General features: G+C 63.7%; 19 protein-coding genes and 2 pseudogenes. 13 read left to right on the top strand and 8 right to left on the bottom strand.

What is annotated here, in order from left to right:
• Positions 1 to 59 precede the first annotated feature (59 nt).
• The 5 genes from HGI46_RS20270 to cobA all read left to right on the top strand — a co-directional run bounded on the left by HGI46_RS20270 (position 60) and on the right by cobA (position 7652).
• Positions 60 to 1319 (top strand): alginate export family protein, encoded by a 1260-nt coding sequence (locus HGI46_RS20270; RefSeq protein ID WP_168905618.1) that lies wholly within the window; start codon positions 60 to 62, stop codon positions 1317 to 1319.
• A gap of 234 nt (positions 1320 to 1553) precedes the next feature.
• Positions 1554 to 4034 (top strand): nitrite reductase large subunit NirB, encoded by a 2481-nt coding sequence (gene nirB / locus HGI46_RS20265; protein WP_168905626.1) that lies wholly within the window; start codon positions 1554 to 1556, stop codon positions 4032 to 4034.
• On the top strand, positions 4031 to 4372 hold the full coding sequence (gene nirD, locus HGI46_RS20260; protein WP_118074941.1) for a nitrite reductase small subunit NirD: 342 nt from the start codon (positions 4031 to 4033) through the stop codon (positions 4370 to 4372). Before nirB ends, nirD begins: the two co-directional genes overlap by 4 nt.
• Positions 4369 to 6879 (top strand): molybdopterin-dependent oxidoreductase, encoded by a 2511-nt coding sequence (locus HGI46_RS20255; protein ID WP_168905617.1) that lies wholly within the window; start codon positions 4369 to 4371, stop codon positions 6877 to 6879. Before nirD ends, HGI46_RS20255 begins: the two co-directional genes overlap by 4 nt.
• Positions 6876 to 7652 carry a uroporphyrinogen-III C-methyltransferase gene (gene cobA, locus HGI46_RS20250; RefSeq protein ID WP_168905616.1) on the top strand — a complete coding sequence of 259 codons (777 nt, stop codon included), beginning with the start codon at positions 6876 to 6878 and terminating at the stop codon, positions 7650 to 7652. The genes HGI46_RS20255 and cobA overlap by 4 nt, the downstream gene beginning before the upstream one ends.
• Here cobA and HGI46_RS20245 read toward each other — a convergent pair whose 3' ends face one another.
• Entirely contained in the window at positions 7653 to 8837 is a 1185-nt protein-coding gene (locus tag HGI46_RS20245) for an acyl-CoA dehydrogenase (RefSeq protein ID WP_168905615.1), read from the bottom strand.
• 154 nt (positions 8838 to 8991) lie between these two features.
• Here HGI46_RS20245 and HGI46_RS20240 point away from each other — a divergent pair, with 154 nt between their 5' ends.
• The 3 genes from HGI46_RS20240 to HGI46_RS20230 all read left to right on the top strand — a co-directional run bounded on the left by HGI46_RS20240 (position 8992) and on the right by HGI46_RS20230 (position 12427).
• On the top strand, positions 8992 to 10176 hold the full coding sequence (locus HGI46_RS20240; protein ID WP_168905614.1) for an aminotransferase: 1185 nt from the start codon (positions 8992 to 8994) through the stop codon (positions 10174 to 10176).
• A gap of 125 nt (positions 10177 to 10301) precedes the next feature.
• Positions 10302 to 11354: an aromatic ring-hydroxylating dioxygenase subunit alpha gene (locus HGI46_RS20235; RefSeq protein ID WP_168905613.1), complete on the top strand. Its 1053-nt coding sequence runs from the start codon at positions 10302 to 10304 to the stop codon at positions 11352 to 11354.
• The gene (locus HGI46_RS20230; RefSeq protein WP_168905612.1) at positions 11351 to 12427 is read left to right on the top strand and encodes an amidohydrolase family protein; all 1077 of its coding nucleotides are present in this window, start codon (positions 11351 to 11353) and stop codon (positions 12425 to 12427) included. The genes HGI46_RS20235 and HGI46_RS20230 overlap by 4 nt, the downstream gene beginning before the upstream one ends.
• Here HGI46_RS20230 and HGI46_RS20225 read toward each other — a convergent pair.
• Entirely contained in the window at positions 12412 to 13320 is a 909-nt protein-coding gene (locus HGI46_RS20225) for a LysR family transcriptional regulator (protein ID WP_118074935.1), read from the bottom strand. The two genes, HGI46_RS20230 and HGI46_RS20225, sit on opposite strands and share 16 nt — an antisense overlap.
• A 109-nt stretch (positions 13321 to 13429) precedes the next feature.
• Between HGI46_RS20225 and HGI46_RS20220 the strand changes: the two genes are divergently transcribed.
• Together HGI46_RS20220 and HGI46_RS22495 are read left to right on the top strand one after the other, a co-directional pair.
• Positions 13430 to 14368, top strand: a complete 939-nt coding sequence (locus HGI46_RS20220; protein ID WP_168905611.1) for a VOC family protein — start codon at positions 13430 to 13432, stop codon at positions 14366 to 14368.
• Positions 14289 to 15020, top strand: a pseudogene (locus HGI46_RS22495) (fumarylacetoacetate hydrolase family protein); the annotation flags it as partial. The gene HGI46_RS20220 and the pseudogene HGI46_RS22495, both read left to right, overlap by 80 nt.
• 31 nt (positions 15021 to 15051) lie before the next feature.
• On the opposite strand, the gene HGI46_RS20210 reads toward HGI46_RS22495, so the two are convergent.
• Positions 15052 to 15669, bottom strand: coding sequence for an SDR family oxidoreductase (locus HGI46_RS20210; RefSeq protein WP_118074933.1), 618 nt, complete (start codon positions 15667 to 15669; stop codon positions 15052 to 15054).
• Positions 15669 to 17000, bottom strand: coding sequence for a histidinol dehydrogenase (hisD, locus tag HGI46_RS20205; protein WP_168905610.1), 1332 nt, complete (start codon positions 16998 to 17000; stop codon positions 15669 to 15671). The genes HGI46_RS20210 and hisD overlap by 1 nt, the downstream gene beginning before the upstream one ends.
• A 162-nt stretch (positions 17001 to 17162) precedes the next feature.
• Between hisD and HGI46_RS20200 the strand changes: the two genes are divergently transcribed.
• The 3 genes from HGI46_RS20200 to HGI46_RS20190 are packed head-to-tail and all read left to right on the top strand — an operon-like array spanning position 17163 to position 19146.
• Positions 17163 to 17861 carry an EthD domain-containing protein gene (locus tag HGI46_RS20200; protein WP_118074931.1) on the top strand — a complete coding sequence of 233 codons (699 nt, stop codon included), beginning with the start codon at positions 17163 to 17165 and terminating at the stop codon, positions 17859 to 17861.
• A gap of 20 nt (positions 17862 to 17881) precedes the next feature.
• Complete coding sequence (locus tag HGI46_RS20195; RefSeq protein WP_118074930.1) at positions 17882 to 18391, top strand: cupin domain-containing protein; 510 nt, start codon at positions 17882 to 17884, stop codon at positions 18389 to 18391.
• Positions 18388 to 19146: an SDR family oxidoreductase gene (locus HGI46_RS20190; RefSeq protein ID WP_168905609.1), complete on the top strand. Its 759-nt coding sequence runs from the start codon at positions 18388 to 18390 to the stop codon at positions 19144 to 19146. Before HGI46_RS20195 ends, HGI46_RS20190 begins: the two co-directional genes overlap by 4 nt.
• A 343-nt stretch (positions 19147 to 19489) precedes the next feature.
• Here the strand turns inward: HGI46_RS20190 and HGI46_RS20185 are convergent, their stop codons facing one another.
• From HGI46_RS20185 to HGI46_RS20170, 4 genes and pseudogenes are all read right to left on the bottom strand, one after another.
• The gene (locus HGI46_RS20185; protein ID WP_118075685.1) at positions 19490 to 20536 is read right to left on the bottom strand and encodes an IS30 family transposase; all 1047 of its coding nucleotides are present in this window, start codon (positions 20534 to 20536) and stop codon (positions 19490 to 19492) included.
• A gap of 517 nt (positions 20537 to 21053) precedes the next feature.
• The gene (locus HGI46_RS20180; protein WP_118074928.1) at positions 21054 to 21410 is read right to left on the bottom strand and encodes a hypothetical protein; all 357 of its coding nucleotides are present in this window, start codon (positions 21408 to 21410) and stop codon (positions 21054 to 21056) included.
• 470 nt (positions 21411 to 21880) lie between these two features.
• Positions 21881 to 22171, bottom strand: coding sequence for a winged helix DNA-binding protein (locus HGI46_RS20175; protein WP_162896217.1), 291 nt, complete (start codon positions 22169 to 22171; stop codon positions 21881 to 21883).
• Between the two features lie 617 nt (positions 22172 to 22788).
• Positions 22789 to 22914 (bottom strand): annotated as a pseudogene (locus HGI46_RS20170) (IS256 family transposase); the annotation flags it as partial.
• Positions 22915 to 22924: the final 10 nt, after the last annotated feature.

Here is a 22924-nt window from a genome sequence, read left to right as displayed (position 1 = left end):
CGCGGCTGATTTCGAGAGGATGCCTGAACGGCCTTCTTTGAGGGGTTCAGGAGGGAAACATGAAAAAGACTGCATTCGCGGCGACGCTGTTCGCGTCGTCGATGGCCTTCGCGCATACGGCGTTCGCTGGAGCTAAGCCCGCGTTCGGCGATCCGGTGCCGGTGGGGGAGGGGCTGACGCTCGACCCGATTATCGATGCGCGCATTCGCTACGAGGGTGTGGACCAGCCGACGGTCGACGCCGATGCGCTGACCGTGCGCCTGCGCACCGGTGTCGAGCTGAAGCACGCGCCATCACACCTTTCCGTCCTGGTCGAGGCCGAAGGCACGCTCGGTCTGAACAACGAATACAATGCCTTCCCGTTTGCCCTGCCCGGCAGTGCGCAGCGGCGCCCGCAGTATGCCGTGGTCGCCGATGGCGAGAGCATCGACCTCAACCGCGCGCAGATCATGTACAAGGTGAAGGACTTTGCGCTGACTGTGGGCCGCCAGCGCATCAACCTCAATGACCAGCGCTTCGTCGGCTCGGTTGCCTGGCGGCAGAACGAGCAGACCTTCGATGCGGTGCGCGCCGAAGCCACGCTTGGCCCGGTCAGCCTCGATGCGACTTATGCGATCCAGCAGGATTCGATCTTCGGATCCGAAGCCGGGCCGCGCCGCGCGATGGACGGGGACTTCGTGTTCGTGCAGGCGGGCGTGAAGGCCGGCCCCCTGCAGGTGAAGGGCTTTTCCTATATCCTCGATTACGATGAAGCCTTCGCCTTCGCCAACTCCTCGCAGACATATGGCGGGCGCATCTCCGGCACCGTCCCGCTGTCGAAAGCGGTCAAGCTCAACGTGCTGGCGAGCTATGCGCGGCAGATGGACATTGGCCGCAACCCGGTGAATTATCAGGCTGATTTCATGGTCGGCGAGCTGGGGTTGGCGTACCAGGGCTTCACCCTGACCGGCGGCTACGAGAAGCTGGGCGCGGACAAGTCCGCCGGCAAGGCATTCCAGACGCCACTCGCCACGCTGCACAAGTTCAACGGCTGGGCCGACCTGTTCCTGACCACGCCGGGCAATGGTCTTGAGGACACTTACCTCACGCTGGCCAAGGTCTTCCCCAAGGTGAAGGCCGTGCAGGGCCTCAACGCCAACGTCACATATCATGAGTTTCACAGCGACATCGGCAACGTGAAATTCGGCACCGAATGGGACGCGAGCCTGGGCTTCAGGACGAAAAAGGTCGGCTGGCTGGTCAAGTATGCCAACTACAATGCCGACAAGTTCGGCGTGGATCGCCAGATCCTGTGGTTGCAGGCCGAGGTGGCGTTCTGACACTGGCGTGCTGCACTGCAAAATAACCCTTGCAGTGCAGCCCCCGAATCGGTTAGCCAATTAAGCGAAGGCCGCAGTGCCGCCCAAGGACGGGCGATCCAGCGCAAGGCCGAACAGATCAACATCGCGTGGCAACGTCGCCGCCCAGACCTCCCAATCGGGATGTGTTCGGGCGGCTTTTTTGTGTTCACGCGTCTGCGAAGGAACGTTTGCGTGAACGCCCCTGCTACCCTGATGGAAAAGGACCGGACTGCGCCCGTGAAGGAGCGGCTGGTGGTGATTGGCAACGGCATGGCCGGGTGCCGCGCCGTCGAGGAGATCCTTGCCCGCGATCCTGCGCGCTTCGACGTGACGATCTTCGGCGCGGAACCGCGGGTGAACTACAACCGCATCATGCTCTCGCCGGTCCTCGCGGGTGAAAAGGCGTTCGAGGACATCGTCATCAATGGTGACGACTGGTATGCCGACAACGGCATCGCGCTGGTTTCCGGCGACCCGGTCGTCTCGATCGACCGCGCAACACAGACGGTCGTGGCCAAGTCCGGCCGGGTCGAGCCCTACGACCGGCTTTTGATCGCCACCGGCTCCGATCCGTTCATCATCCCGGTGCCCGGCAAGGATCTGGCGGGTGTGGTCACGTTCCGCGACCTGGATGACGTCGACAAGATGTTGGCTGCCGCCGAAAGGGGCGGTTCGGCCGTGGTGATCGGCGGTGGCCTGCTCGGGCTGGAGGCAGCGCATGGCCTTTCGCTGCGCGGCATGAAGGTCACCGTCGTTCACTTGATGCCGACGCTGATGGAGCGCCAGCTTGATGAAGCGGCCGGTTACCTGCTCAAGACCGAGCTGGAACGTCGGGGCCAGACCATCGTGACCGGTGGCGATACCGCCGAGATCATCGGCCGGGAGGGCCATGTTGCCGGGGTGAAGCTCAAGGACGGGCGCGAGTTTGCGGCTGACATCGTGGTCATGGCCGTCGGCATCCGTCCGGCGACCGGCCTCGCCAAGGCAGCGGGCCTGAATGTCGAGCGCGGCGTGGTGGTTGACGACCACATGATCACCAGCGACCCCGCGATCATGGCGGTGGGCGAATGCGTGCAGCACCGCGGCGCCTGCTATGGCCTGGTCGCGCCGCTGTGGGACATGTGCCGCGCGCTGGCCGATGCGGCGTGCGAACAGCCTTCGGGCTATGTGGGATCGGTAACCTCGACCAAGCTCAAGGTTTCTGGAATCGACCTGTTTTCTGCAGGCGATTTCTCGGGCGGGGACGGCGCGGAAGACATCGTCCTGCGCGATGCCGCTCGCGGGCTCTACAAGCGCGTTGTCGTGAAGGACAACAAGCTGGTCGGCGCGGTGCTTTATGGCGATACCGCCGATGGCAACTGGTACTTCGACCTGCTGAAGAAGGGCAAGGATATTTCCGACATCCGCGAGGCGCTGATCTTTGGTCAGGCCTTTTCCAGCGGAGGTGCCCTGCTGGACCCTAATGCCGCCGTTGCAGCCCTTTCGGACGACGCAGAAATCTGCGGCTGCAACGGCGTTTCCAAGGGCAAGGTCATCGAGACCATCAACGCAGGCGCGTGCAGCCTCGATGCCGTGCGCAGCACCTGCAAGGCTTCGGCCTCTTGCGGGTCCTGCACGGGCCTCGTCGAAAGTCTGCTGGCGATCACATTGGGCGGTGAAGTTCAGTCGGGTCCGAAGACGTTGTGCAAGTGCACCAGCTTCAGCCACGATGATGTCCGCCGCCTGATTATCGAGAAGAGCCTCAAGGCCATCCCGCAGGTGATGCAGGAGCTGCACTGGACCACGCCCGATGGCTGCTCCTCGTGCCGCCCGGCGCTGAATTACTACCTGCTCTGCGCCTGGCCGGGCGAATACGAGGACGACCAGAAGAGCCGCTTCGTCAACGAACGCCTCCACGCCAATATCCAGAAGGACGGCACCTATTCGGTTGTCCCGCGCATGTGGGGTGGCCTCACCAACCCGCGCGAGTTGCGCGCGATTGCCGATGTGGTGGAAAAGTACAACGCGCCGATGGTCAAGGTCACCGGCGGCCAGCGGCTCGACATCTTCGGGATCAGGAAAGAGGATTTGCCCGCCGTCTGGGCCGATCTCAATGCCGCCGGGATGGTCTCGGGCCACGCCTATGGCAAGTCCCTGCGCACGGTGAAGACTTGCGTCGGCAGCGAATGGTGTCGCTTCGGCACGCAGGATTCCACCGGCCTCGGCGTAAAGCTGGAGCGCATGACCTGGGGTTCGTGGATGCCGCACAAGTTCAAGATCGCCGTATCGGGCTGCCCGCGCAATTGCGCCGAGGCCACGATCAAGGACTTCGGCGTGGTCTGCGTCGACTCAGGCTACGAACTTCACGTAGGCGGCAATGGCGGGATCAAGGTCCGCGCCACCGACCTCCTGTGCAAGGTGACGACCGAGGCAGAGGCGATGGATGTCTGCGCCGCCTTTATCCAGCTCTACCGCGAACAGGCGCACTACCTTGAACGCACTGCCCCGTGGATCGAGCGGGTGGGCCTCGACCATGTGAAGTCGGGCCTGTTCGACGATCCCGACAGCGTCAAGCGCCTCGCCGCGAGGTTCCGCTATTCGCAGACATTCTGTCAGGACGACCCCTGGGCCGAGCGCGTGGCGGGCAAGGATGCCGACCTGCACCAGCACCTTGCCGAAGTGCGCCCCCTTTCGATCACGGAGTTCGCAGCATGATCGGCGAATGGCTCGACATCGGTCACGTTGACCAGATCACCCCCGGCACCGCACGCACGCTGCCGGTGGTGGGATCGGACGAGATTGCGGTGTTCCGCACGCTCAAGAACGAGTTCTACGCGCTGGTGAACAAGTGCCCGCACAAGCAGGGGCCGCTGTCACAGGGCATCGTCCACGGCAATGTCGTCACCTGCCCGCTGCACAACTGGAACATTTCGCTCAAGACCGGAGAGGCGCTGGGCGAGGATAAGGGGTGCGTACCCACAGTGCCGATGAAGGTTGATGCCGGGCGCATGTACCTGCTGCGCTCGGCCGTGGTCGGGAAGCGCGCCGCTTGAAGCAGGTTCGCACCACCTGCGCCTATTGCGGCGTCGGCTGCGGCATTCGCGCCGAGGTGACGGGGGAGCGCGCGGTCACGATCAAGGGCGACCGCGAGCATCCCGCCAACTTCGGCAGGCTCTGTTCCAAGGGCACGCATCTGGGCGAGACGGTTGGGCTGGAAGGGCGCCTGCTGCATCCGATGATCGGCAATGCCCGCGCCGGGTGGGACGAAGCGCTCCACCAAGTTGCCGCCAGGATGCGCGATTGCATCGAACGCCATGGGCCTGACAGCGTGGCGCTTTACGTCTCCGGCCAGCTGCTGACCGAGGACTACTATGCCGCCAACAAGCTGATGAAGGGCTTTGTCGGCAGCGCCAACATCGACACCAACAGCCGCCTGTGCATGGCCAGCGCCGTCGCCGCGCACAACCGGGCCTTCGGCGAGGACGTGGTGCCGGTCACCTACGACGATCTCGACGAGGCGGACCTGATCCTCCTTGTCGGCTCGAACACGGCATGGTGCCACCCGGTGATCTGGCAGCGGATCGAAGCCGCGCGCGAGGCACGGGGCACGAAGATCGTCGTGATCGATCCGCGCCGCACCGAAACTGCCGAACAGGCCGATCTTCACGTGCCGGTTCAGCCGGATGGCGACGTAGCGCTGTTCAACGCGTTGCTGGCGGAGATGGATCGGCGCGGCCTTGCCGATCCGGTCCCGGCCATGGGCGACCATGGCGTCCCGCCCGAAACCTTCGACGCACTGGCCGATCTTGTCGCCGCGCACCCGCGCATGGTCACGGTGTTCTCGATGGGCGCAAACCAGTCGGTTGCCGGGACCGACAAGGGCAACGCGATCATCAACCTGCACCTCGCCTTGGGCCGGATCAATGCGCCGGGCATGGGGCCGTTCTCGATGACAGGGCAGCCCAACGCCATGGGCGGGCGCGAGGTGGGCGGGCTGGCCAATATGCTGGCCTGCCATCTCGGCTTTTCCGAAAACGAACTGTCCGATGCCGCCGCGTTCTGGCAGGCTCCGCGCATGTGCAGCGGCCCCGGGCTCAAGGCCGTCGACCTTTTCCGCGCCGTGCACGATGGCCGCGTCAAGTTCCTGTGGGTGATGGCCACCAATCCCGCCGTTTCGATGCCCGATGCCGGCTTCGTGCGCGAAGCCTTGGCCAAGTGCGAGACGCTGGTCGTATCGGACGTGATCGCCGATACAGATACGGCACGGCTCGCCCACATCCGCCTGCCCGCGCTGGCCTGGGGCGAGAAGGATGGCACCGTCACCAATTCCGAACGCCGCGTAAGCCGCCAGCGCGCTCTGTTTGCCGCGCCGGGTGAGGCGAGGGCCGATTGGGCGATCATTGCCGACGTTGCCCAGGCCATGGGCTTTGCTGGATTTGCCTGGCCCAACGCCGCCGCCGTGTTCCGCGAATACGCCGCGATGACTGCGCTTTCGGTAAAGCACGGCAAGGTTCTCGACCTGACTGCGCATGCCGGGATTGCCGACGCAGACTATGAAGCGCTTGAGCCGTTCATCTGGGGCGGACGCCATCCGCTGCAGGGCCGCGAGATGAAAGTCGTGCCGGTAGAGCCGCGCACTCGCGCCGCTGAACCCGATTTTCCCTTGCGCCTCAACACCGGGCGCTATCGCGACCAGTGGCACACGATGACACGCACCGGGCTTTCGCCGACGCTGGCCCAGCACCGCCGCGAACCGCTGCTGGAAGTGCATCCTGCCGATGCTGCTGCGGCAGGCATTGCCGATGGCGCGCTTGCCCGCGTGGTCTCGGCATCGGGCAGTTCGGTGTTCCGCGTGGGCGTGACCGATGCGCAGGGTCGTGGTCAGATCTTCGTGCCGATGCACTGGACCGATGCCATGGCCAGCGGCGGGCGCGGCAACCTCCTTCCGGATCAATCGGTCGATCCGGTGTCGGGCCAGCCTGGCTTCAAGAACAATGCCTGCCGGATCGAACCGGTCAGCAGCGAATGGCGCGGATTTCTCGTCCGCCGTGAACCGATCGCGCCCGAAGGCCTTGTTTGGTGGAGCCGATCGGCGATCGCTGGCGGTTGGCTCTATGAGCTTGCCGGCAATGGCGCTGTCGATGCCGATGCCCTGTTGCCCGCCGGCAATCGCAGCGAGGCGGTCGATCTGGCGCGGGGCATGCGCCGTCTTGCCGTGGTCGATAGCAGCGGTGCGATGGCCGGAGCGCTGTTCATCACCCGCACCGGGCAATTGCCGCCGCGTGAGTGGATCGCGGCGCAACTGGGTTCGAGCGGTGCTCTCCTGCCCGAACTGCTGGCCGCGCGGCCCAGCGCGCCTGCGCCGGATCGCGGCCCGGTGGTCTGCGTCTGCCATGGCATCGGCACAAACCAGATACTTGCCCAGGCAGAGCAGGGCGCGGTGACCGTGGCGGAAGTGGGCAGGGCCTGTGGCGCGGGGACCAACTGCGGTTCGTGCCGCCCGGCCATCGCCCGGCTGCTGCGCGAATGGAACGAGACATGCGAGGAGGCAGCGCAATGAGCGATTTTCCAGCGGGTTCGGTGTGGCTCGTCGGTGCCGGTCCGGGCGATCCCGAACTGCTTACGCGTAAAGCGGAGCGCCTGATCGCCACGGCCAGCATGATCTTCCACGATGCGCTGGTTTCCCCCGGCGTTTTGGCGCTGGCCGCACCGGGTGCGAGCCTGGTCCATGTCGGCAAACGCTCGGGGCGGCATTCCAAGGCGCAGGAGACGATCGACAGCCTGATCGTGGAAGCCGCGCTGGCGGGTCACCGCGTCGTCCGCCTCAAAGGTGGGGACCCGGCGATATTCGGCCGGGCGACTGAAGAGCTTGACGCCTGCCGCGCGGCGGGCGTGGCGGTGCAGATCTGTCCCGGCGTGACAGCCGCCAGTGGCGCTGCGGCCAGCCTGGGGGCCTCGCTCACCCTGCGCGGCCTCGCTCGCAAGCTGACTTTCGTGACGGCGCATGTCCGTGCAGGCGAAGCCCTTTCGCTCGATTGGGTCTCGCTGGCCGATCCCGAAGCCACGCTGGCGGTCTATATGGGCAAGTCCTCGGCCGGCGCGGTGTCACGCGGGCTGATCGAGGCCGGGCTTCCCGGCGATACGCCGGTGGCGCTGGTTGAGGCGGCCAGCCTTCCCGAAGAGCGCCAGTTCCACACGCGGCTCGATCTGCTGCCGCTGGTGGCGCGCACGGCGCTTGGCGATGGCCCGGCGCTGCTACTGATCGGTCAGGCCATGGCGCGGCGCGATGGCGTGACCGCCACAAGCAGCGCCGCGTTCACGCTGACCTCGTGATCAGAACGCCGCGATCCCGGTGATCGCGCGGCCCAGGATCAGCGCGTGGACATCGTGCGTGCCCTCGTAGGTGTTCACCGTTTCGAGGTTCACCATGTGACGGATCACCTGATATTCGCCGGAGATGCCATTGCCGCCGTGCATGTCGCGCGCCATGCGGGCGATGTCGAGCGCCTTGCCGACGTTGTTGCGCTTGACGATGGAGATCATTTCGGGCGCGAACCTGCCGGCGTCCATCAGGCGGCCGACCTGCAGTGAGGCGTGAAGGCCCAGCGTGATTTCCGTCAGCATGTCGGCCAGCTTCTTCTGGTAAAGCTGCGTTCCCGCCAGCGGGCGGCCGAACTGATGGCGATCAAGCCCGTATTGTCGCGCTGCGTGGTAGCAGAACTCCGCTGCGCCCAGCGCGCCCCATGAGATGCCATAGCGCGCACGGTTGAGGCAGCCGAACGGTCCTTTCAGGCCCTGCACGTTTGGCAGCAGCGCCTCTTCGGGGACGAAGACATCGTCCATCACGATCATGCCGGTGATCGAGGCGCGCAAGCTGACCTTGTTTTCGATCTTCGGCGCGGACAGGCCTTTCATGCCCTTTTCCAGCACGAAGCCGCGGATGCCGCCGCCATGCGCCTCGCTCTTGGCCCAGACGACGAAGACATCGGCAATCGGTGCGTTGGAAATCCAGGTCTTTGCGCCGTTCAGCACATAGCCTCCATCGACCTTCCGGGCCACCGTGCGCATCCCGCCCGGGTCAGACCCCGCGTCAGGCTCGGTCAGGCCGAAGCAGCCGATCCATTCGCCGGTGGCCAGCTTTGGCAGATACTTGCGCCGTTGGTCCTCCGAGCCGTACTCGAAGATCGGAAACATCACGAGGCTGGACTGCACGCTCATCATCGAGCGGTAGCCGGAATCGATCCGCTCCACCTCGCGCGCGACGAGGCCATAGGACACATAACCGGCGTTGGCGCAGCCGTAGTCCTCGGGCAGGGTCACGCCAAGCAGGCCCTGGTTGCCCATCTCGCGGAAAATCTCGGGATCGGTATGCTCGTTGGCGAAAGCATCGATGACGCGCGGGGCAAGGCGGTCTTGCGCGAAGCTGCGTGCGGCATCGCGGATCATCCGTTCATCGTCGGTCAGCAGGCTGTCCAGCCCCAATGCATCTTCCCAATCGAACGGTACCATGCCTGCCATTGCGTGCTCTCCGAATGCGCTCTGCCCGAATGGGCTTTGTGGCGCGGGTGATTGCACCTGAAATCAGTTCACTTCAACCACCCAAATGTCCACGCGTCGCGGATTGTCAGGAGCCATTGCAAGCAGGGCTCGCTGCTGGCTAGGCTGGTAGGCGATGACCGAACCGCAATCGCACCTGCACCCGATCTATGCCGAAATGCCGGTGACCATCTTCGAGCATATGTCCGGCCTTGCCCGCGATCTGGGCGCGATCAATCTGGGGCAGGGGTTTCCCGACGGGCCTCCGCCGGCCGAGTTGCTGCGCGCATTGACCCATGCCTCGCTGGAGAAATCGCATCAGTATCCGCCAATGGCCGGGCTGCCTGAACTGCGCAAGGCGGTGGCAGCCTTCTATGCGCGCACGCAAGGCCTTGATCTTGCGCCGGAAAGCGTCGTGGTGACTTCAGGCGCGACCGAGGCGGTGGCTTCGGCCATCCTGGCGGTGGTTGCGCCCGGTGACGAGGTTCTGCTGTTCGCGCCCGCCTATGATGCCTATGCGCCGCTGGTCCGCCGCGCAGGGGGCACGCCGGTGTTTGTCGCGCTCAAGCCGCCAGTCTGGGCGTTCGACGCCGCCACGATCGCCGCGGCGATCACGCCCCGGACGCGGGCGATTGTCCTCAACGATCCGCTCAACCCCACCGGAACGGTGGCGTCACCCGCTGACCTTGCCATGCTGGCGGGCCTGTGCGTCGCGCATGATCTTTTCGCGATCTGCGACGAGGTCTGGGAGAACGTGCGCTTCGATGGCCGGGCGCATGCGTCGCTTTTGGCCCAGCCGGGCATGGTACAGCGGGCGGTGAAGATCGGCTCTGCGGGCAAGATCTTTGGCGCAACCGGGTGGAAGGTAGGCTGGATCGTGGGCTGCCGAGAAGTCGCCGCGGTGGTCGGCCGCGCGCATCAGTTCCTGACTTTCACCACTCCGCCGATGCTGCAATGGGCCGTGGCCGAAGCGCTTTCCGATCCGGCGATCGCACAGGGCTGCCTTGCGCAATGGTCGGTCACGCGAGACCGGCTGATCGCAGGATTGAAGCAGCAGGGTTTCTGCGTGCTGGACAACGTGGCGACGTGGTTCACCTGCATCGACTTGCCTGCTTCCGGCATTGCGCTGGATGACCGGACATTCAGCGAAAGGGCCGTGCGCGAAGCGGGCGTTGCCTCGATCCCCATCTCGGCGCTGTGGGAAGGGGACGGACGGCCCGATCACATCGTCAGGCTGTGCCATTGCAAGAACGCGGCGATGCTCGACGATGCGGTGGATCGGCTCGGGCGGTGGCGGACGGAATTGCGCCGGGCCTCATAACCATGAATCCGCAAGGCGTTTGCAATTCTCCATAAGCGAGAGTGATGGTTTAGAACTGACATATTGATTATTCGAAGGGCAGAGCTTCAGCTAGATCATTCGGGGAAAGTGGAGAGAGACCTCGGATGTACCCGTTCAATAGTGATCGCAAGTTCGTTCAAAATCGTTGGTACATTGCCGCATTTTCACACGAAGTGGGGCGCGAGCCAATCGGCCGCACGATTCTGGACGTGCCGCTGGTGCTTTATCGCACCGAGGCTGGCGCGCCGGTTGCGATGTACGGCATCTGCCCGCATCGCTATTTCCCGCTTGCCAAAGGGCGGGTCGAAGGAGACGCCGTCGTCTGCGGCTATCACGGTTTCCGGTTCGAGGCTGACGGCAAATGCAGCGCGATTCCCTCACAGGGGACCTCGGCCGGCTTCTGCCAGCCGACCTATCCGGTGGTGGAGCGTGGCCCGCTGTGCTGGATCTGGATGGGTGACTGGGATCTCCTCGACCCTGATCTGATCCCGCCATACGAGGATTTCGGTCTGGGCCAGGAGGGCTGGCATTTCAGTTCGGCCAACCATTTCGTGGTAAAGGGCCGGGCGCAATTGCTGATCGACAACCTGATGGACCTTACTCATCTGCCCTACCTGCACTGGCACATCCCCGGCGGTGATGCGATGAAGGCCATGCCGATGCGCGAGGAGGAGCGCGAGCGCAGCTACCGCCTGATCCGCACCGGCAAGCTGCCGTGGAGTTCCTTCAATGACGACATGTGGGGCGCGGAAAACCGCTACGAAGGACTGGCCGACTGGGAGTCCGTCACCGATTTCTACGGTCCCGAACTGATCCGCACGAACATGCCGCTGTTCACCGCCGTGCCCGGCCACGATACTGTCCCGCCGGAACTGGGCCATCTGCACATCCTGCATGGCATGACGCCCGAAACCGCGAACTCGACGCATTACTTCGGCTTCGCCACGCGCAATTTCCGGCTTGGCGATGCAAAGCTCGATGCGTTCCAGCTGGAATCCGACAGCCGCATCCGCCAGCAGGACATCGAGGCGATCGAAGCGATCGAGCCTGTGGCCGAAACGGCCTGCCAGATCCAGCGTGAACTGCTGGTCAAGGCTGACGGCCCGGCAGTCAAGGTGCGGCGGCGGATCGAGCAGATGCTTGAGGCCGAAGCATGAGCGCGACAGACCGGCTGACCACGTGCGGGCCGGAGCGCGCGCCGATCCCAGTCAGCCAGCGCGGCAAGCATCTGGTGGTCGATCTGCACTGCCACCTGAACGTCGCGGCGGCCGAGGCCTTCGTGCGCGGGCAGGTGAGCGACGTGCCCGATCCCATGGCCTTCATGTCACCCGCATCCCGCGCCACCAACGCGCAGATGTTTGCCACGGTCGGGCGAAAGCTCAACGGGGTGGACGAACGCCTTGCCGACATGGATCGGCTGGGGGTGGACGTTCAGGCGATCAGCCCTTCGCCGGGGCAATACTATTACTGGGCACCGCCGGAAGTGGGCCGAGAGGCTGCGCGACTGGTGAACGATGGCGTGGCCGAGGCCGCGGCAAAGCATCCCGACAGGCTGGTCGGAATGGGCACCGTGCCGCTACAGGATGTCGCGATGGCGGTGGCCGAACTGCGCCGCTGCGTGAACGCGCTCGGCTTGCGCGGCGTGGAGATCGGGTCGAACGTGGCAGGGCGCGAACTGGCCGACGATGCGTTTCGGCCTTTCTTCGCGGCGGCCGAGGAGCTGGGCGTGCTTGTCTTCCTCCATCCGCTGGGCTTCACCCACGGGGCGCGGCTGGCCGAACATTACCTTGATAACATCATCGGCAACCCGCTCGAATCCTCGATCGCATTGAGCCACCTGATTTTCGGCGGCGTGCTAGAGGCACACTCAGGGCTCAAGCTGTGCGTGGCGCATGGTGGGGGGTACTTGCCAGCCTACTGGGGCCGGATGGACCACGCATTCCGTGCGCGCGAGGACTGCCGCCAACATATCAGCCGCGAGCCGTCCTCCTACCTGCGGCAAGTGTGGCTCGACACGCTCGTGTTCGACCGGGCGCAGCTGGACAGTCTGGTCGCCACGCATGGCGTCGATCGTCTATGCATGGGTACGGAATATCCTTTCGACATGGCCGAGCCCGATCCCCTGGCGTTCCACGACCACTTGCCTGAACCGGTAAAGGCCAGAATCCTTGGGTTGAACGCGGCGGAACTGCTGGGCCTCAAGTCCTGTGGGTGTCAGGCCGCGGGTTGACCCGCAATCTGGGCTGACAGGAGACCGAGCAACCAATGCACCCCGGTGTCGCTTTCGCGCACCTTGTGCCACTGCGCCACTTCGACGACCTCGGGGAAGGGGGCCCAGGTTTCGTGGATGCGGATCGGGTTGTGCTGGGCGAGATGCTCGGCATAGGCGCGGTGCATCGTGGCCAGGCGCTTGGTGCCAACCACGGCCCGGCACAGATCGGCAAATCCGGGGAGCAGCACTTCGATGCGACGATCGCGCCCGAAAGTGGCGATGTGGCTATCGGTCACGGAAGGGCGGCGATCAGGGCCGAAAGTGGACACGGCATGGCCGGCACCGAAGAACACGTCCTCGGTGATGGCGCCATAGCCCGCGCCTTCCCAGCTGATGATGACGTCGGTGTCGCGCCACAGTTCGCGCGTGGGATAGCGCGCGTTGGCATAGGGCATGACGGTGAGGCACAGGTCGACTTCGGCGCGCTCCAGCCGCTCACCGGCGGAACTGCTGGGCGGGATGATTTCGAACGTGACGCCCGGGGCACTGGCCGAACACTTCGCGATCGCATCGGCCAGGACGATGGTGAAGGCATAGTCCGACGCGATGATCAGGAAGTGGCGCGAGGACGTAGCCGGATCGAACGTTCCGGCGCGCGTAATCTCGCCCCTGATCTGCAGGAGCGCTCGTTTGACCGGGCCACTGAGGGCTTCGGCCTTGGGCGTCGGCTGCATCCGGCGGCCCTGCAAGACCAGCAGATCGTCCTGGAAATAATCGCGCAAGCGGTTGAGCGCACCGGTCACGGCAGGCTGCGTCAGGTGCAGCCGACGCGCTGCGTTCGAGACGTTCCGCTCTTCGATCAGCGCCTCGAGCGCCACCAGCAGATTAAGGTCAAGGCCGTCGAACCGCATTCCCACGACTTATCAGCAGTACTGATAAGTCGCAACCTACATATTCGATTGGACGTTAGCGGCGACAGGTCCGAAAGTCTGCATGATGCGAATTGGGAGTTGATTTGAAATGAAGTTGCGCAATCTGCACCATGTCTCTTTCGAAGTGAGGGACATGGCCGCGACCGAGCGGTTTGCACAGGACTTTGGCCTGATCACGGTTGAAAAGAACAGCGAGCGGCTGGTGATGGCAACCGCTGGCGCCGACGCATTCGCTTTCGTCGCATTCCCGGCAGAGACCCCGCGTTTCATCGGCTTTGCCTTTGAAGTGGATTCCGAGGCCGATCTGGAAGAAGCGGTGGCCCGGCATGGCGCAACGGCGGTAGCCGAGATCGACCTGCCAGGGGGCGGACGGTTTGTTTCCATGACCGATCCGAACGGCTTTCGCGTGGATCTGGTGCATGGCACCGGCAGCAAGGAGCCGGGCGAGCCATATCCCGGTTGGGAAATGAATTCGCCGCTTGGCTATCCTCGCGTCGGGCGGTTCGAGCCGAAGCGCCCGATGGCCCCGGCCAAGCTGTTCCGACTTGGTCACCTTGGCCTGTTCGTGCCCGACTTCAAGGCCTCGCTGCCTTGGTATCAGGAGGTGCTCGGCTTGATCCCCAGCGATGTCTATCACGTGCCCGGAATGCCGCAGGTTCAGATCATCGGCTTCTGCCGTCTGGATCGCGGTGACGAACTGGTCGATCACCACGTTGTCGCCCTGATGCAAAGCCGCGACGGCGTGGCAGGTTGCCATCACATCAGCTTCGAGGCGCAAGACTTTGAAGCCCAATTCATGGCGCACCGCTACCTTGAATCAAAGGGGTACGGCTTGATCTGGGGAGTTGGCCGCCATCCCCATGGCAGCCACGTTTTCGATGTCTGGCGGGACCCGGACGGCAATCGGTTCGAGACTTTCACCGATACGGATCGCCTGAACCGCGCTCATGGCACGCGCATCCACGACATCCACGACGTGGAAATGGACGTGTGGAGCTCCGAACCGCCGGACCGGTATTTCTCCTGAGCATCCTCAGCCCATCACGATCCAACATTTCTGGGAGAGTAATTTGAGCGACCACAGTTTTATCAAGCCGCTGCCCGCGGCCCCCGAACCCGATGGCATCGACCCCGTGACCGGGCTCGTTTCGGGTTCTTTCGGGATCGGTACTTTCAGCGCCGATGGGCAATCGCCTTTTCCCGGTGTCGTAGTGCCCGGCGGCGCTGTCTTCAGCCTGGGGGACGAGTATCGCGATACCCACGCCGTCTTTGCGGATTGGGCGCGCGCCTCGAACCTCGCCAATGATGTGGCGGCCCGTCAGGACCGCTCCGCGCTTGATTACAGCGCGGTGCATATCCATGCCGTGCTCGAACACCCCAACATGCTCTGCGCCGGGTCCAACTACCGCCAGCACGTGGCGGAGATGATGACGTTCAACAAGTTCAACCAGGACAAGCGTCTGCCTGGCGAAAGCGACGAGCAGTTCTTCCAGCGCAACCTGGCGGAGATGGACCGCCGCGCGCGTGAAGGGATGCCGTTTTTCTGGACCGGTCTGCACTCTTCGCTGTGCGGACCGAGTGACGATGTGCCACTGCCCTTGATCGGCGAGCACCCGGACTGGGAGCTGGAGTTCGGAGCCATCGTCGGCAGCACGGGCCGCTACGTTCGTCCGGACGAGGCGGGCGACCTGATCGCGGCCTATGTCATGGTCAATGACCTTGGCACGGTGGATGAGTTTCGTCGCGCCGACGTGCGGTTCCAGTACGATTTGGCGCGATGGTGTTCGAGCGTATTCCGTGCGGGGCAAGATCAAGCGCGAAAGCCTTGTTCATGCCCTCCAGTGCCCACTTGCTGGCGCAATAGAGGCTACGGTTGGGGCCGCCGACGTGGCCCATCTGGCTACCCATGTGGATCAGCGAGCCTTGGGTGCCGGTCTCGATCATCCGTCGTGCGCAGGCCTGCGCCACAAAGAATGCGGCCTTCAAGTTCAGATCCAGGACGGCATCGTAATCGGCTTCGGTCAGGTCCCACATCGGCTTGGGGCGATTGGTCCCGGCGTTGTTGACCAGGACATGGAACGGCTCGCGTCCGGCAAAGAAGGCGGACACCGCAGCCGTGTCGGACACGTCGAGCGTTGCCGCTAGCGCGCCGTTGCCAATGGCTGCTGCCGCCTGCTCGATCTCGGCAGAGGAGCGTGCGACAAGCACGACTGCAGCACCAGCGTCTGCCAGCGCGGCTGCAGCGGCAAGGCCGATGCCACGCCCGGCACCGGTCACGATGGCGCGCTTGCCATCGAGCCGGAAGGACGGCGTGCGCGGCAGGTTCATCACGCCCGCGTCAATTCGCTGGGTTCTGCCTGCCCGGCATAGGGCAAATTGCGGCCACCGAACCGGCGCAACCGGACGTTGGCCTGCTCGCCGTGACCGGCAAAGCCTTCCAATGCGCAGAGACGGCTGCAGTATTCGCCAACCAGCGTCGATGCCTCGTCGGTCAGGACCTTCTGGTAGGTGCAGGTCTTGAGGAACTTGCCGACCCACAGTCCGCCGGTATAGCGCGCCGCTTTCTTGGTAGGCAGTGTGTGATTGGTGCCGATCGCCTTGTCGCCATAGGCCACATTGGTCCGGCTCCCAAGGAACAAGGCTCCGTAATTGGTCATGTTCTTCAGAAAATAATCGGGATCGGCGGTCATCACCTGCACGTGCTCGCTGGCAATTTCGTCAGCGATGCGCACCATTTCCTCGTAGCTCTCTGCCACGATCACTTCGCCATAGGTGTCCCACGCCTTGCGGGCATGATCGGCGGTCGGCAGCACCTTCAGCAACCGCTCTATCTCGGCCATCGTCTCGCGCGCCAGTTTCTCAGAATTTGTCAGCAGCACGCCGGGGCTGTCCGGACCGTGCTCGACCTGTCCCAGGATGTCCGTGGCGGCCAGTTCCGGATCGCAGCCCACTTCGTCGGCAATGATCAGGGTTTCGGTAGGGCCAGCGAAAAGGCCGATCCCCACCCGGCCGAACAACTGGCGCTTGGCCTCTGCCACGAACGCGTTGCCGGGGCCAACCATGATGTCGACCGGATCGATGCTCTGCGTGCCAATGGCCATCGCGCCGATCGCCTGGATGCCGCCCAGCGCGTAGATCGCATCGGCCCCGGCCATGGCCTGCGCTGCAACGATGGCCCGCGCAGGCTTGCCTTGGAACGGCGGAGCGCAAGTGACAACGCGCGGCACGCCCGCAACCTTGGCCGTGATCACGCTCATGTGCGCAGAGGCCAGCAGCGGATACTTGCCGCCAGGCACATAGCACCCCGCTGCCTGTATCGGCACGTTCTTGTGGCCGAGGATGACACCAGGCAGCGTCTCAACCTCGACGTCCTGCATGCTGGCACGCTGGATCTGTGCGAAGTTGCGGACCTGTGCCTGCGCAAACTCGATGTCCTTGCGCTCCTGCGCGGTCAGGCTGTCGACCGCCGCATCGATTTCGGGCTGCGACAGGCGATAGTCTTCACGGTCCCAGCCATCGAACTTGATGGACATCTCGCGCACGGCGTCGTCCCCGCGCTGTTCGATATCGGCAAGGGCCGCCTCGACAATGTCCCGGATCTTGCGATCGCTTTGCACTTTGACGTCAGCAGCAGCGCCGCGCTTGAGCCAGATGGCCATGGTTCTCCCCGCAGATTTATTGGCAATTTTCTTGCCATTGCCGCAGCGGATCGCGGGCGACCAACGCATTGTATCGATGCCAAGCTATCGACCGAATGCCTTTGTCGGGCATGGTGAGGCCGTCTATCTGCTGGCTGAAACGGCTATCGGGAGACAAGACTTATGGGCACGGAGGCGCTCCCTTCGGCGCGATCGACCACGAAGTCGGACGTGGCTGAAGCTGGACCGGCGTCAGGTCCGATCAAGCTGATGATCCTGCCGCGCACGCTTTCCGGCTTGGGCCGTGCCGGCCTGCGGCGTCATCTTGCGACCGTTCACGGACCGATGGTGATGGCGGAACCAGCGGTTTCCAGCGGCTTTCGTGGCTATATCCACCATTACGCCATCGCTTGCCCCGTGCAACCGGCACTGGAGGATCGCGATGCGGTCACGGTCATCCGGTTCGATACGCTGGCAGACATGATCGCCTCGAAAGCCAGCAATGCCTATCGCGAACGCATCGGTCCGGACGAAGACAACTTCCGTGAAATCGAGGGATCACTGGCGATGTTCGCGCAGGAACGCGTGATTGCGTCGGGTGCAGACGATGCACCGCGCAAGCTGTTCGTGTTTCGCACGGGCAGTTGTGACGATCTGGACCAGTGTGCCGCCGCGTTGTCGGCGATCAGCGTCGTGCCCGGGGTACAGGGCGTGATCACCAACCTCACGCAGGTCATCGAAGGCCAATGGAGCTTTGGGCGGATCGACGAGATCGGCCTTGAACACGACGCAGACATACCCACGCTGGCAACAGCTCTCCTTGCCTTGGGCACTGCGGGCGAGGCCGGCTTTCTCCTAACCGAGCCCTTGCGCTTCATCTGATCTTACCGGAGCATATCCCGATGCAGCTTTCCGATTCCGGCCTTCCTCCCGTTCAGCGCGTTGTCACCGGCCATGATGAAAACGGCCGCGCCGTGTTCAAGTCCGAGGATGTGACACCGACAAAGATGATCCCGTCGGGCGATGCCTCGTTCCTGCTGATCTGGACCACGGCAACGGTCCCGGCCGACAACAACGACGAGACCGACGGTCGCCATCGCGAAGCAGGACTGACCCTGGAAGGTGGCTCGGTCATTCGCGTGGTAGACATGCTGCCGGGCAAGGAAAGCCCGATGCACCGGACCAACTCGATCGACTACGGCATCGTGCTCGAAGGTGAAGTCGAACTCGAACTGGACGATGGTGCCAAGCGGACGGTAGGGCAGGGCGGCTTCATCATCCAGCGCGGCACCAACCACCTATGGCGCAATACGAGCGACAAGCCCTGCCGGATCGCCTTCATACTGATAGAGGCGCCTGCCTACCTGCATAACGGGCAATCCCTGCCCGAGGACAGGCCCGAGCACAAATGAGCGGACTGTTCGACCTCGCTGGAAAGTCGGCCATCGTCACCGGGGCGACGCGCGGCATAGGCAGGGCAATTGCCGAGGTGCTGATCGCGCAAGGCGCGCGCGTCGTCATTTCCAGCGAGAACGGTGATGACACGGCCACGGTCTCGGCGGAACTGGGAATGCCGGGCCTTGCCTGCGACGTGACGGACGACGCCGCGCAGGCGGCTCTGGTAGATTGCGCGGTGCGGGAATTTGGCGGGTTGGACATCCTCGTCTGCAACGCCGGCATCACCGGCAAGGCGGGGCCTTTCGCCGAAATCGACATGGAGGATTACGCCCGCGTCATGGCGATCAACCTGCGCAGTCAGGTCGTCCTGAGCAACCTTGCCCTGCCGCGCATCGCTGAGCGTGGTGGCGGCACGGCCATTCTGGTTGCTAGCCTTTCGAGCCTGCGCGGCAACGGCAGGATCAATGCCTATGCCCTGGCCAAGGCTGGCGTTGCGCAACTTGCCCGCAATCTCGCGGTGGAGTGGGGCCCGCACAATGTCCGGGTCAACGCAATATCGCCGGGCTTCATCGCCACTGAACTTTCCCAGCCGCTGCTGCACGACGCCGCATTCATGGCTCGCCGCATGGCGATGACGCCACTGCGGCGGCCCGGCACTCCGGCGGAAGTGGCTGGCACGGTGGCATTTCTGGCATCACCGGCAGGCGCGTTCGTCACCGGTCAGAACCTTGTCGTGGATGGTGGCACGCTGATCACTGACGGGACCTGATGCTGAGGGAGAACAGGCCGCTTGGATTGCCCCGGCTTTGCCCACCCTTTCAATGTCCCGGACACGCTTTGCCGAGGCTTTTGGTCGCACCAGCGACACCACGCCCTTCCGCTACCTCACCGAGTGCAGGATGCACCTTGCTGAGCGCATACTTTTTACCACAGGCGTTCGATTGGCCGAGGTGGATGAGCGGGCATGCCATGGCTCATCGCCACCCCCGTCATAAGCGCCATCCCCAAGTGCAGAGGATAACCATGCCACAGCAGCCCGCGAGCGCCCATGAGGATCGGATATCTCCAATTTGCGCGGTGAGTTCCATTTGAAGTGCGTCATCCGTCGAGCGTTACCATTTCATCCGGGGTGGGGCGAGCCCCACCCCGGATGATCCGTCATCTTTGGCGCCATGAACTGCCATGGTTTCGGCGAGTACCTCTCGCGGCGTCCTGTATTCGAGGCACTTGCGCGGGGTGTCGTTGAGCCTGGCAGACACCGCTTCGATTGCGTCAACGGGGAGGGCCGCGATATCGACATCGAGCGGCAAGAACCGCCTCAAGCGTCCGTTGAGGTTCTCTACGCCACCCTTTTGCCAGGGCGATCTCGGCTCGCAGAAGTAGCTGTCCATGCCCATCCTGGATCGCAATGTGCCGTAGGCCGCGAACTCTGTCCCACGGTCAAAGGTAATGCTCTGCCGCAGGCTGGAGGGAAGGGGAGCCAGCTTCGCTTCAATGCCAGCCATGACGCCCGCCGAAGTCCTGCTGGGGTTGCGCCAGAGCATGACGAAGCGGCTCTTGCGCTCCACCATGGACGTCAGATTCGACTTGCCGAACTGCTTGCGGAAGATGACCAGGTCGCCCTCCCAGTGGCCAAAATCCGTTCTTTGCGAGATGCTTGACGGCCTCTGGCCAATGCAGCTGGTGTGGGGGATCTGAAGACCGCGTGGCTTGCGGCCGCCGCGCGGTCGACGCCGCCTACGCGACCAAGGTAAAAGCTGATAGAGCGCTTGGCGCTTGCCTTCTTCGCCATAGACATAGCGGTAGATCGTCTCGTGGCAGACCCGCCGGCTGCCCGAGTGGCGCAAGCGTCCGGCAATCTGTTCCGGCGACCAACTCTTTCGTAGACCATCGATCACCTTGGCTGCCAGTTCAGGATCGCGCACCAGTTTGCGACCAGGTGCACGACGGTCTGCAGCGTACTTCTGGGCCACATTCGGAAAGTAACCGCGGAAGAACGGCTCTTCGTCGTGCATGAAGTTACGGCGTAACTCGCGGTAGATTGTGGACGGATGCCGACCGAGTTCCGCCGCGATCCTGCGCACGGGTATGCGAGCGTCTGTCAGCCGCGAAATCGTCTCGCGATCATCCCGTCCAAGCTGGCGATATTGGGCTCCCATATGCGTTCCTCCGAGTGGGGCTGAAGCCTCAGAAATCCTCGAATTTCGCACTTCAAGGTAGAATCCACCCCCGCAATGCCCCCCGAAAGGACCGTTTGAGCCGGACCGGTCCTGCCGCAACCTGGTAATGCCCCGCGATGAGAACTGCCCTGAAAGACCCGGCGGGAGCGCGCGGTGCGCCAGGCTCGGGGGAACCTCGATTTGCCTGGACACTGCGGTTTGTACTCCAGCAGGGGCACGCTGGCGCGCCAACGCCAGAGCTCATCGACCATTTTTGTACCAGAGTGGCTGGCTGCTGCATGCTCGCCATGCCTTGCATCTCGACGCTGGCCAGGGGCGCTGGCCCGCAATGGGTGTCGCGCCAAAGAAAGAGTGCGAGCCAGGGGCCAAGGGGCCAAGGGGCCAAGGGGCAGGGGGGGGGCAGGGGGGCAGGGGGGCAGGGGACGAGGGGGCAGGAGGCAGGGGGATTGTTATGGCCAATGCGTAATGCGTGACGTCCGACTGGATCGACCGTCCGCTAAAGCACGTCGAAATTGGCAACCATGTCAACGAGCATGGCCTTGACCACCTTGCGCCCTTGTGCGGAAAGCGTGATGAAAGCGCGCAAGCGGTTTTGCGGATCAGGACGTCGTTCGATCAACCGGCGGCCTTGCAGCCAGTCTATCCACCGAAGCGCTGTCGTATTCCTGATTCCTGCGGCCCGGGTCAGCGTGCCCACGCTCAGCGTTTCCTTGCGGAGCTGCGCGATCAGGAGCTCGATCAGCAAGGACCAGGCAGGATGGCAGGAAGCCTGGCGGCAAAGCACACGTTCGCGCAGGCGCAAGTGCTCACGGTAGGCTAGCACCAGATCAAGGACGTCTTCGTCATCTTCCATTGTTCAGTGCTTCCCACGGCGGGTTCGCAAGGTGGGTGCAAGACCACGATAGTCCATGGATCGGCTGTTGCTGCCGCGCACCGGGTTGCGGAAGATGACGGCAGTGCAGGTGTCGCCAGGGGGGGGCAAGCGGGCTTTGCGCCTGATCGTTGGAATGATTGGCCAACGCTGCCAGGCGGCGATCGTGGCGCATGAACCACAGCCTGTCGGCAACCGCTGCCGTACCCTTTGCGACGCGGATATCGCTGGCATCTTGCCAGAAGGGCCCGGAATCCGGGCGCTCGGCATCCCGATCTCGCCATGGCCAGGATGAATGCACCCGCAGGCCTGTGCGTTGCAGGATGAACCGAACTGTACGAACGGGCAGGGGGGCGAAAGTGGGCGGGAGCTGCGCCGGCCGGGCACGGCGATCGCCTTGGGCGGCGCATGGCGATGCATGGGCTGCCCGAACCAGTTGCGGGGAGCGATGATCATTGCGCATTTCGCGAATGGACAAAGACCCGTGCAAGGTCAGACAGGAGCTGTTCGGTAACCTCGGTCCCTTGCGGCGTAAGCGAGACATGGAAACGTCGCCCGTCGCCAGGGTCGGGCACCTTGGCAACAAGGCCCATCCTTGACAACTTGTGAAGCCAGTCCAGCGAGGTGGTGGGGGCGATCCCGGTGAGCAAGGCCATGTCACCAAGGCTTAGTGGGATGTATCGCTCGGCGTTGAGGTACAATTCGAGCAGAATGCTCCAGGGCGCACTGACCGGTGGACCCATTGGCAGAATTGCCTGCCTGGAATGCAAGGAGTCGCGATAGGCAGTGGCAATTGCGCGCAAATTCACAGGAGAAGGCAATTCGGGGCTCGTGGATCTATGACTAAAGTTTACAAGAGCCATCTCCAGCTCTCGCTGCCTGAATATCTATCGCACAGGACGTTCAAAAGGTAGAGGTTGGATGAAGCTATTGCAAAAGCGCCATCGATTACACGGGGCTCGGGATATGGCTGCACCTTGCTGGAAAGCAGGTCTGGCAGGGCAAGGCCTTCCTGCGATTTCCCGACAAATCCTTTGCTTTGCCAGACTATGGGAGAAGGACGGTGGCCGGCGTTGCTGGATGGGTATCGCCAGGGGGCGTGTCACGTGTTCCAGGGCAGGCTCTGCCGCCTGCAACGGCACCGTTGCGCAACGCACGTCGCCATGGGCTTGGGCGGAGAGATCTTGCCAAGCGCATCAGTTTTGCATTGCTGCTCCAGATGCAGTGGTCCGCAAGGGGCGGGCATGCCAGGGCAGCGGGCCTTGACGACATGAGCACAGGGACGACACCGGCACAGGGACGACACGGGCACAGGCCCTCAAACCTTGCGTCAGTGCCAATGGTGCGGGCCCCGTGCCGGCCCAACCAGACCATCGACATCGGCCTCCATGATGATCTGCAAGACGCTTTCGGCGATCGTGCGCAGGAAATCTCCATCTCCGGTCTTCGCCATAAGCTCGGTAAGCGGTAGTCTGTCGTCGATCATCGGGATCAAC

The sequence above is a fragment of the Novosphingobium sp. ERW19 genome, from assembly GCF_012641315.1.
GTDB lineage: Bacteria > Pseudomonadota > Alphaproteobacteria > Sphingomonadales > Sphingomonadaceae > Novosphingobium.
This window is presented reverse-complemented; position numbering and strand designations above follow the sequence as displayed.

What these genes read in the sequence shown, in the direction of transcription:
- cobA (WP_168905616.1), top strand. Translation starts at nt 6,876, where the DNA reads ATGAGCGATTTTCCAGCGGGTTCGGTGTGGCTCGTCGGTGCCGGTCCG.
- HGI46_RS20210 (WP_118074933.1), bottom strand. Translation starts at nt 15,669, where the DNA reads ATGAACCTGCCGCGCACGCCGTCCTTCCGGCTCGATGGCAAGCGCGCC.
- nirD (WP_118074941.1), top strand. Translation starts at nt 4,031, where the DNA reads ATGATCGGCGAATGGCTCGACATCGGTCACGTTGACCAGATCACCCCC.
- HGI46_RS20185 (WP_118075685.1), bottom strand. Translation starts at nt 20,536, where the DNA reads ATGGGAGCCCAATATCGCCAGCTTGGACGGGATGATCGCGAGACGATT.
- HGI46_RS20225 (WP_118074935.1), bottom strand. Translation starts at nt 13,320, where the DNA reads ATGCGGTTCGACGGCCTTGACCTTAATCTGCTGGTGGCGCTCGAGGCG.
- HGI46_RS20195 (WP_118074930.1), top strand. Translation starts at nt 17,882, where the DNA reads ATGCAGCTTTCCGATTCCGGCCTTCCTCCCGTTCAGCGCGTTGTCACC.
- HGI46_RS20230 (WP_168905612.1), top strand. Translation starts at nt 11,351, where the DNA reads ATGAGCGCGACAGACCGGCTGACCACGTGCGGGCCGGAGCGCGCGCCG.
- HGI46_RS20270 (WP_168905618.1), top strand. Translation starts at nt 60, where the DNA reads ATGAAAAAGACTGCATTCGCGGCGACGCTGTTCGCGTCGTCGATGGCC.
- HGI46_RS20190 (WP_168905609.1), top strand. Translation starts at nt 18,388, where the DNA reads ATGAGCGGACTGTTCGACCTCGCTGGAAAGTCGGCCATCGTCACCGGG.
- nirB (WP_168905626.1), top strand. Translation starts at nt 1,554, where the DNA reads ATGGAAAAGGACCGGACTGCGCCCGTGAAGGAGCGGCTGGTGGTGATT.
- HGI46_RS20180 (WP_118074928.1), bottom strand. Translation starts at nt 21,410, where the DNA reads ATGGAAGATGACGAAGACGTCCTTGATCTGGTGCTAGCCTACCGTGAG.
- hisD (WP_168905610.1), bottom strand. Translation starts at nt 17,000, where the DNA reads ATGGCCATCTGGCTCAAGCGCGGCGCTGCTGCTGACGTCAAAGTGCAA.
- HGI46_RS20175 (WP_162896217.1), bottom strand. Translation starts at nt 22,171, where the DNA reads ATGGGTCCACCGGTCAGTGCGCCCTGGAGCATTCTGCTCGAATTGTAC.
- HGI46_RS20220 (WP_168905611.1), top strand. Translation starts at nt 13,430, where the DNA reads ATGAAGTTGCGCAATCTGCACCATGTCTCTTTCGAAGTGAGGGACATG.
- HGI46_RS20235 (WP_168905613.1), top strand. Translation starts at nt 10,302, where the DNA reads ATGTACCCGTTCAATAGTGATCGCAAGTTCGTTCAAAATCGTTGGTAC.
- HGI46_RS20200 (WP_118074931.1), top strand. Translation starts at nt 17,163, where the DNA reads ATGGGCACGGAGGCGCTCCCTTCGGCGCGATCGACCACGAAGTCGGAC.
- HGI46_RS20240 (WP_168905614.1), top strand. Translation starts at nt 8,992, where the DNA reads ATGACCGAACCGCAATCGCACCTGCACCCGATCTATGCCGAAATGCCG.
- HGI46_RS20245 (WP_168905615.1), bottom strand. Translation starts at nt 8,837, where the DNA reads ATGGCAGGCATGGTACCGTTCGATTGGGAAGATGCATTGGGGCTGGAC.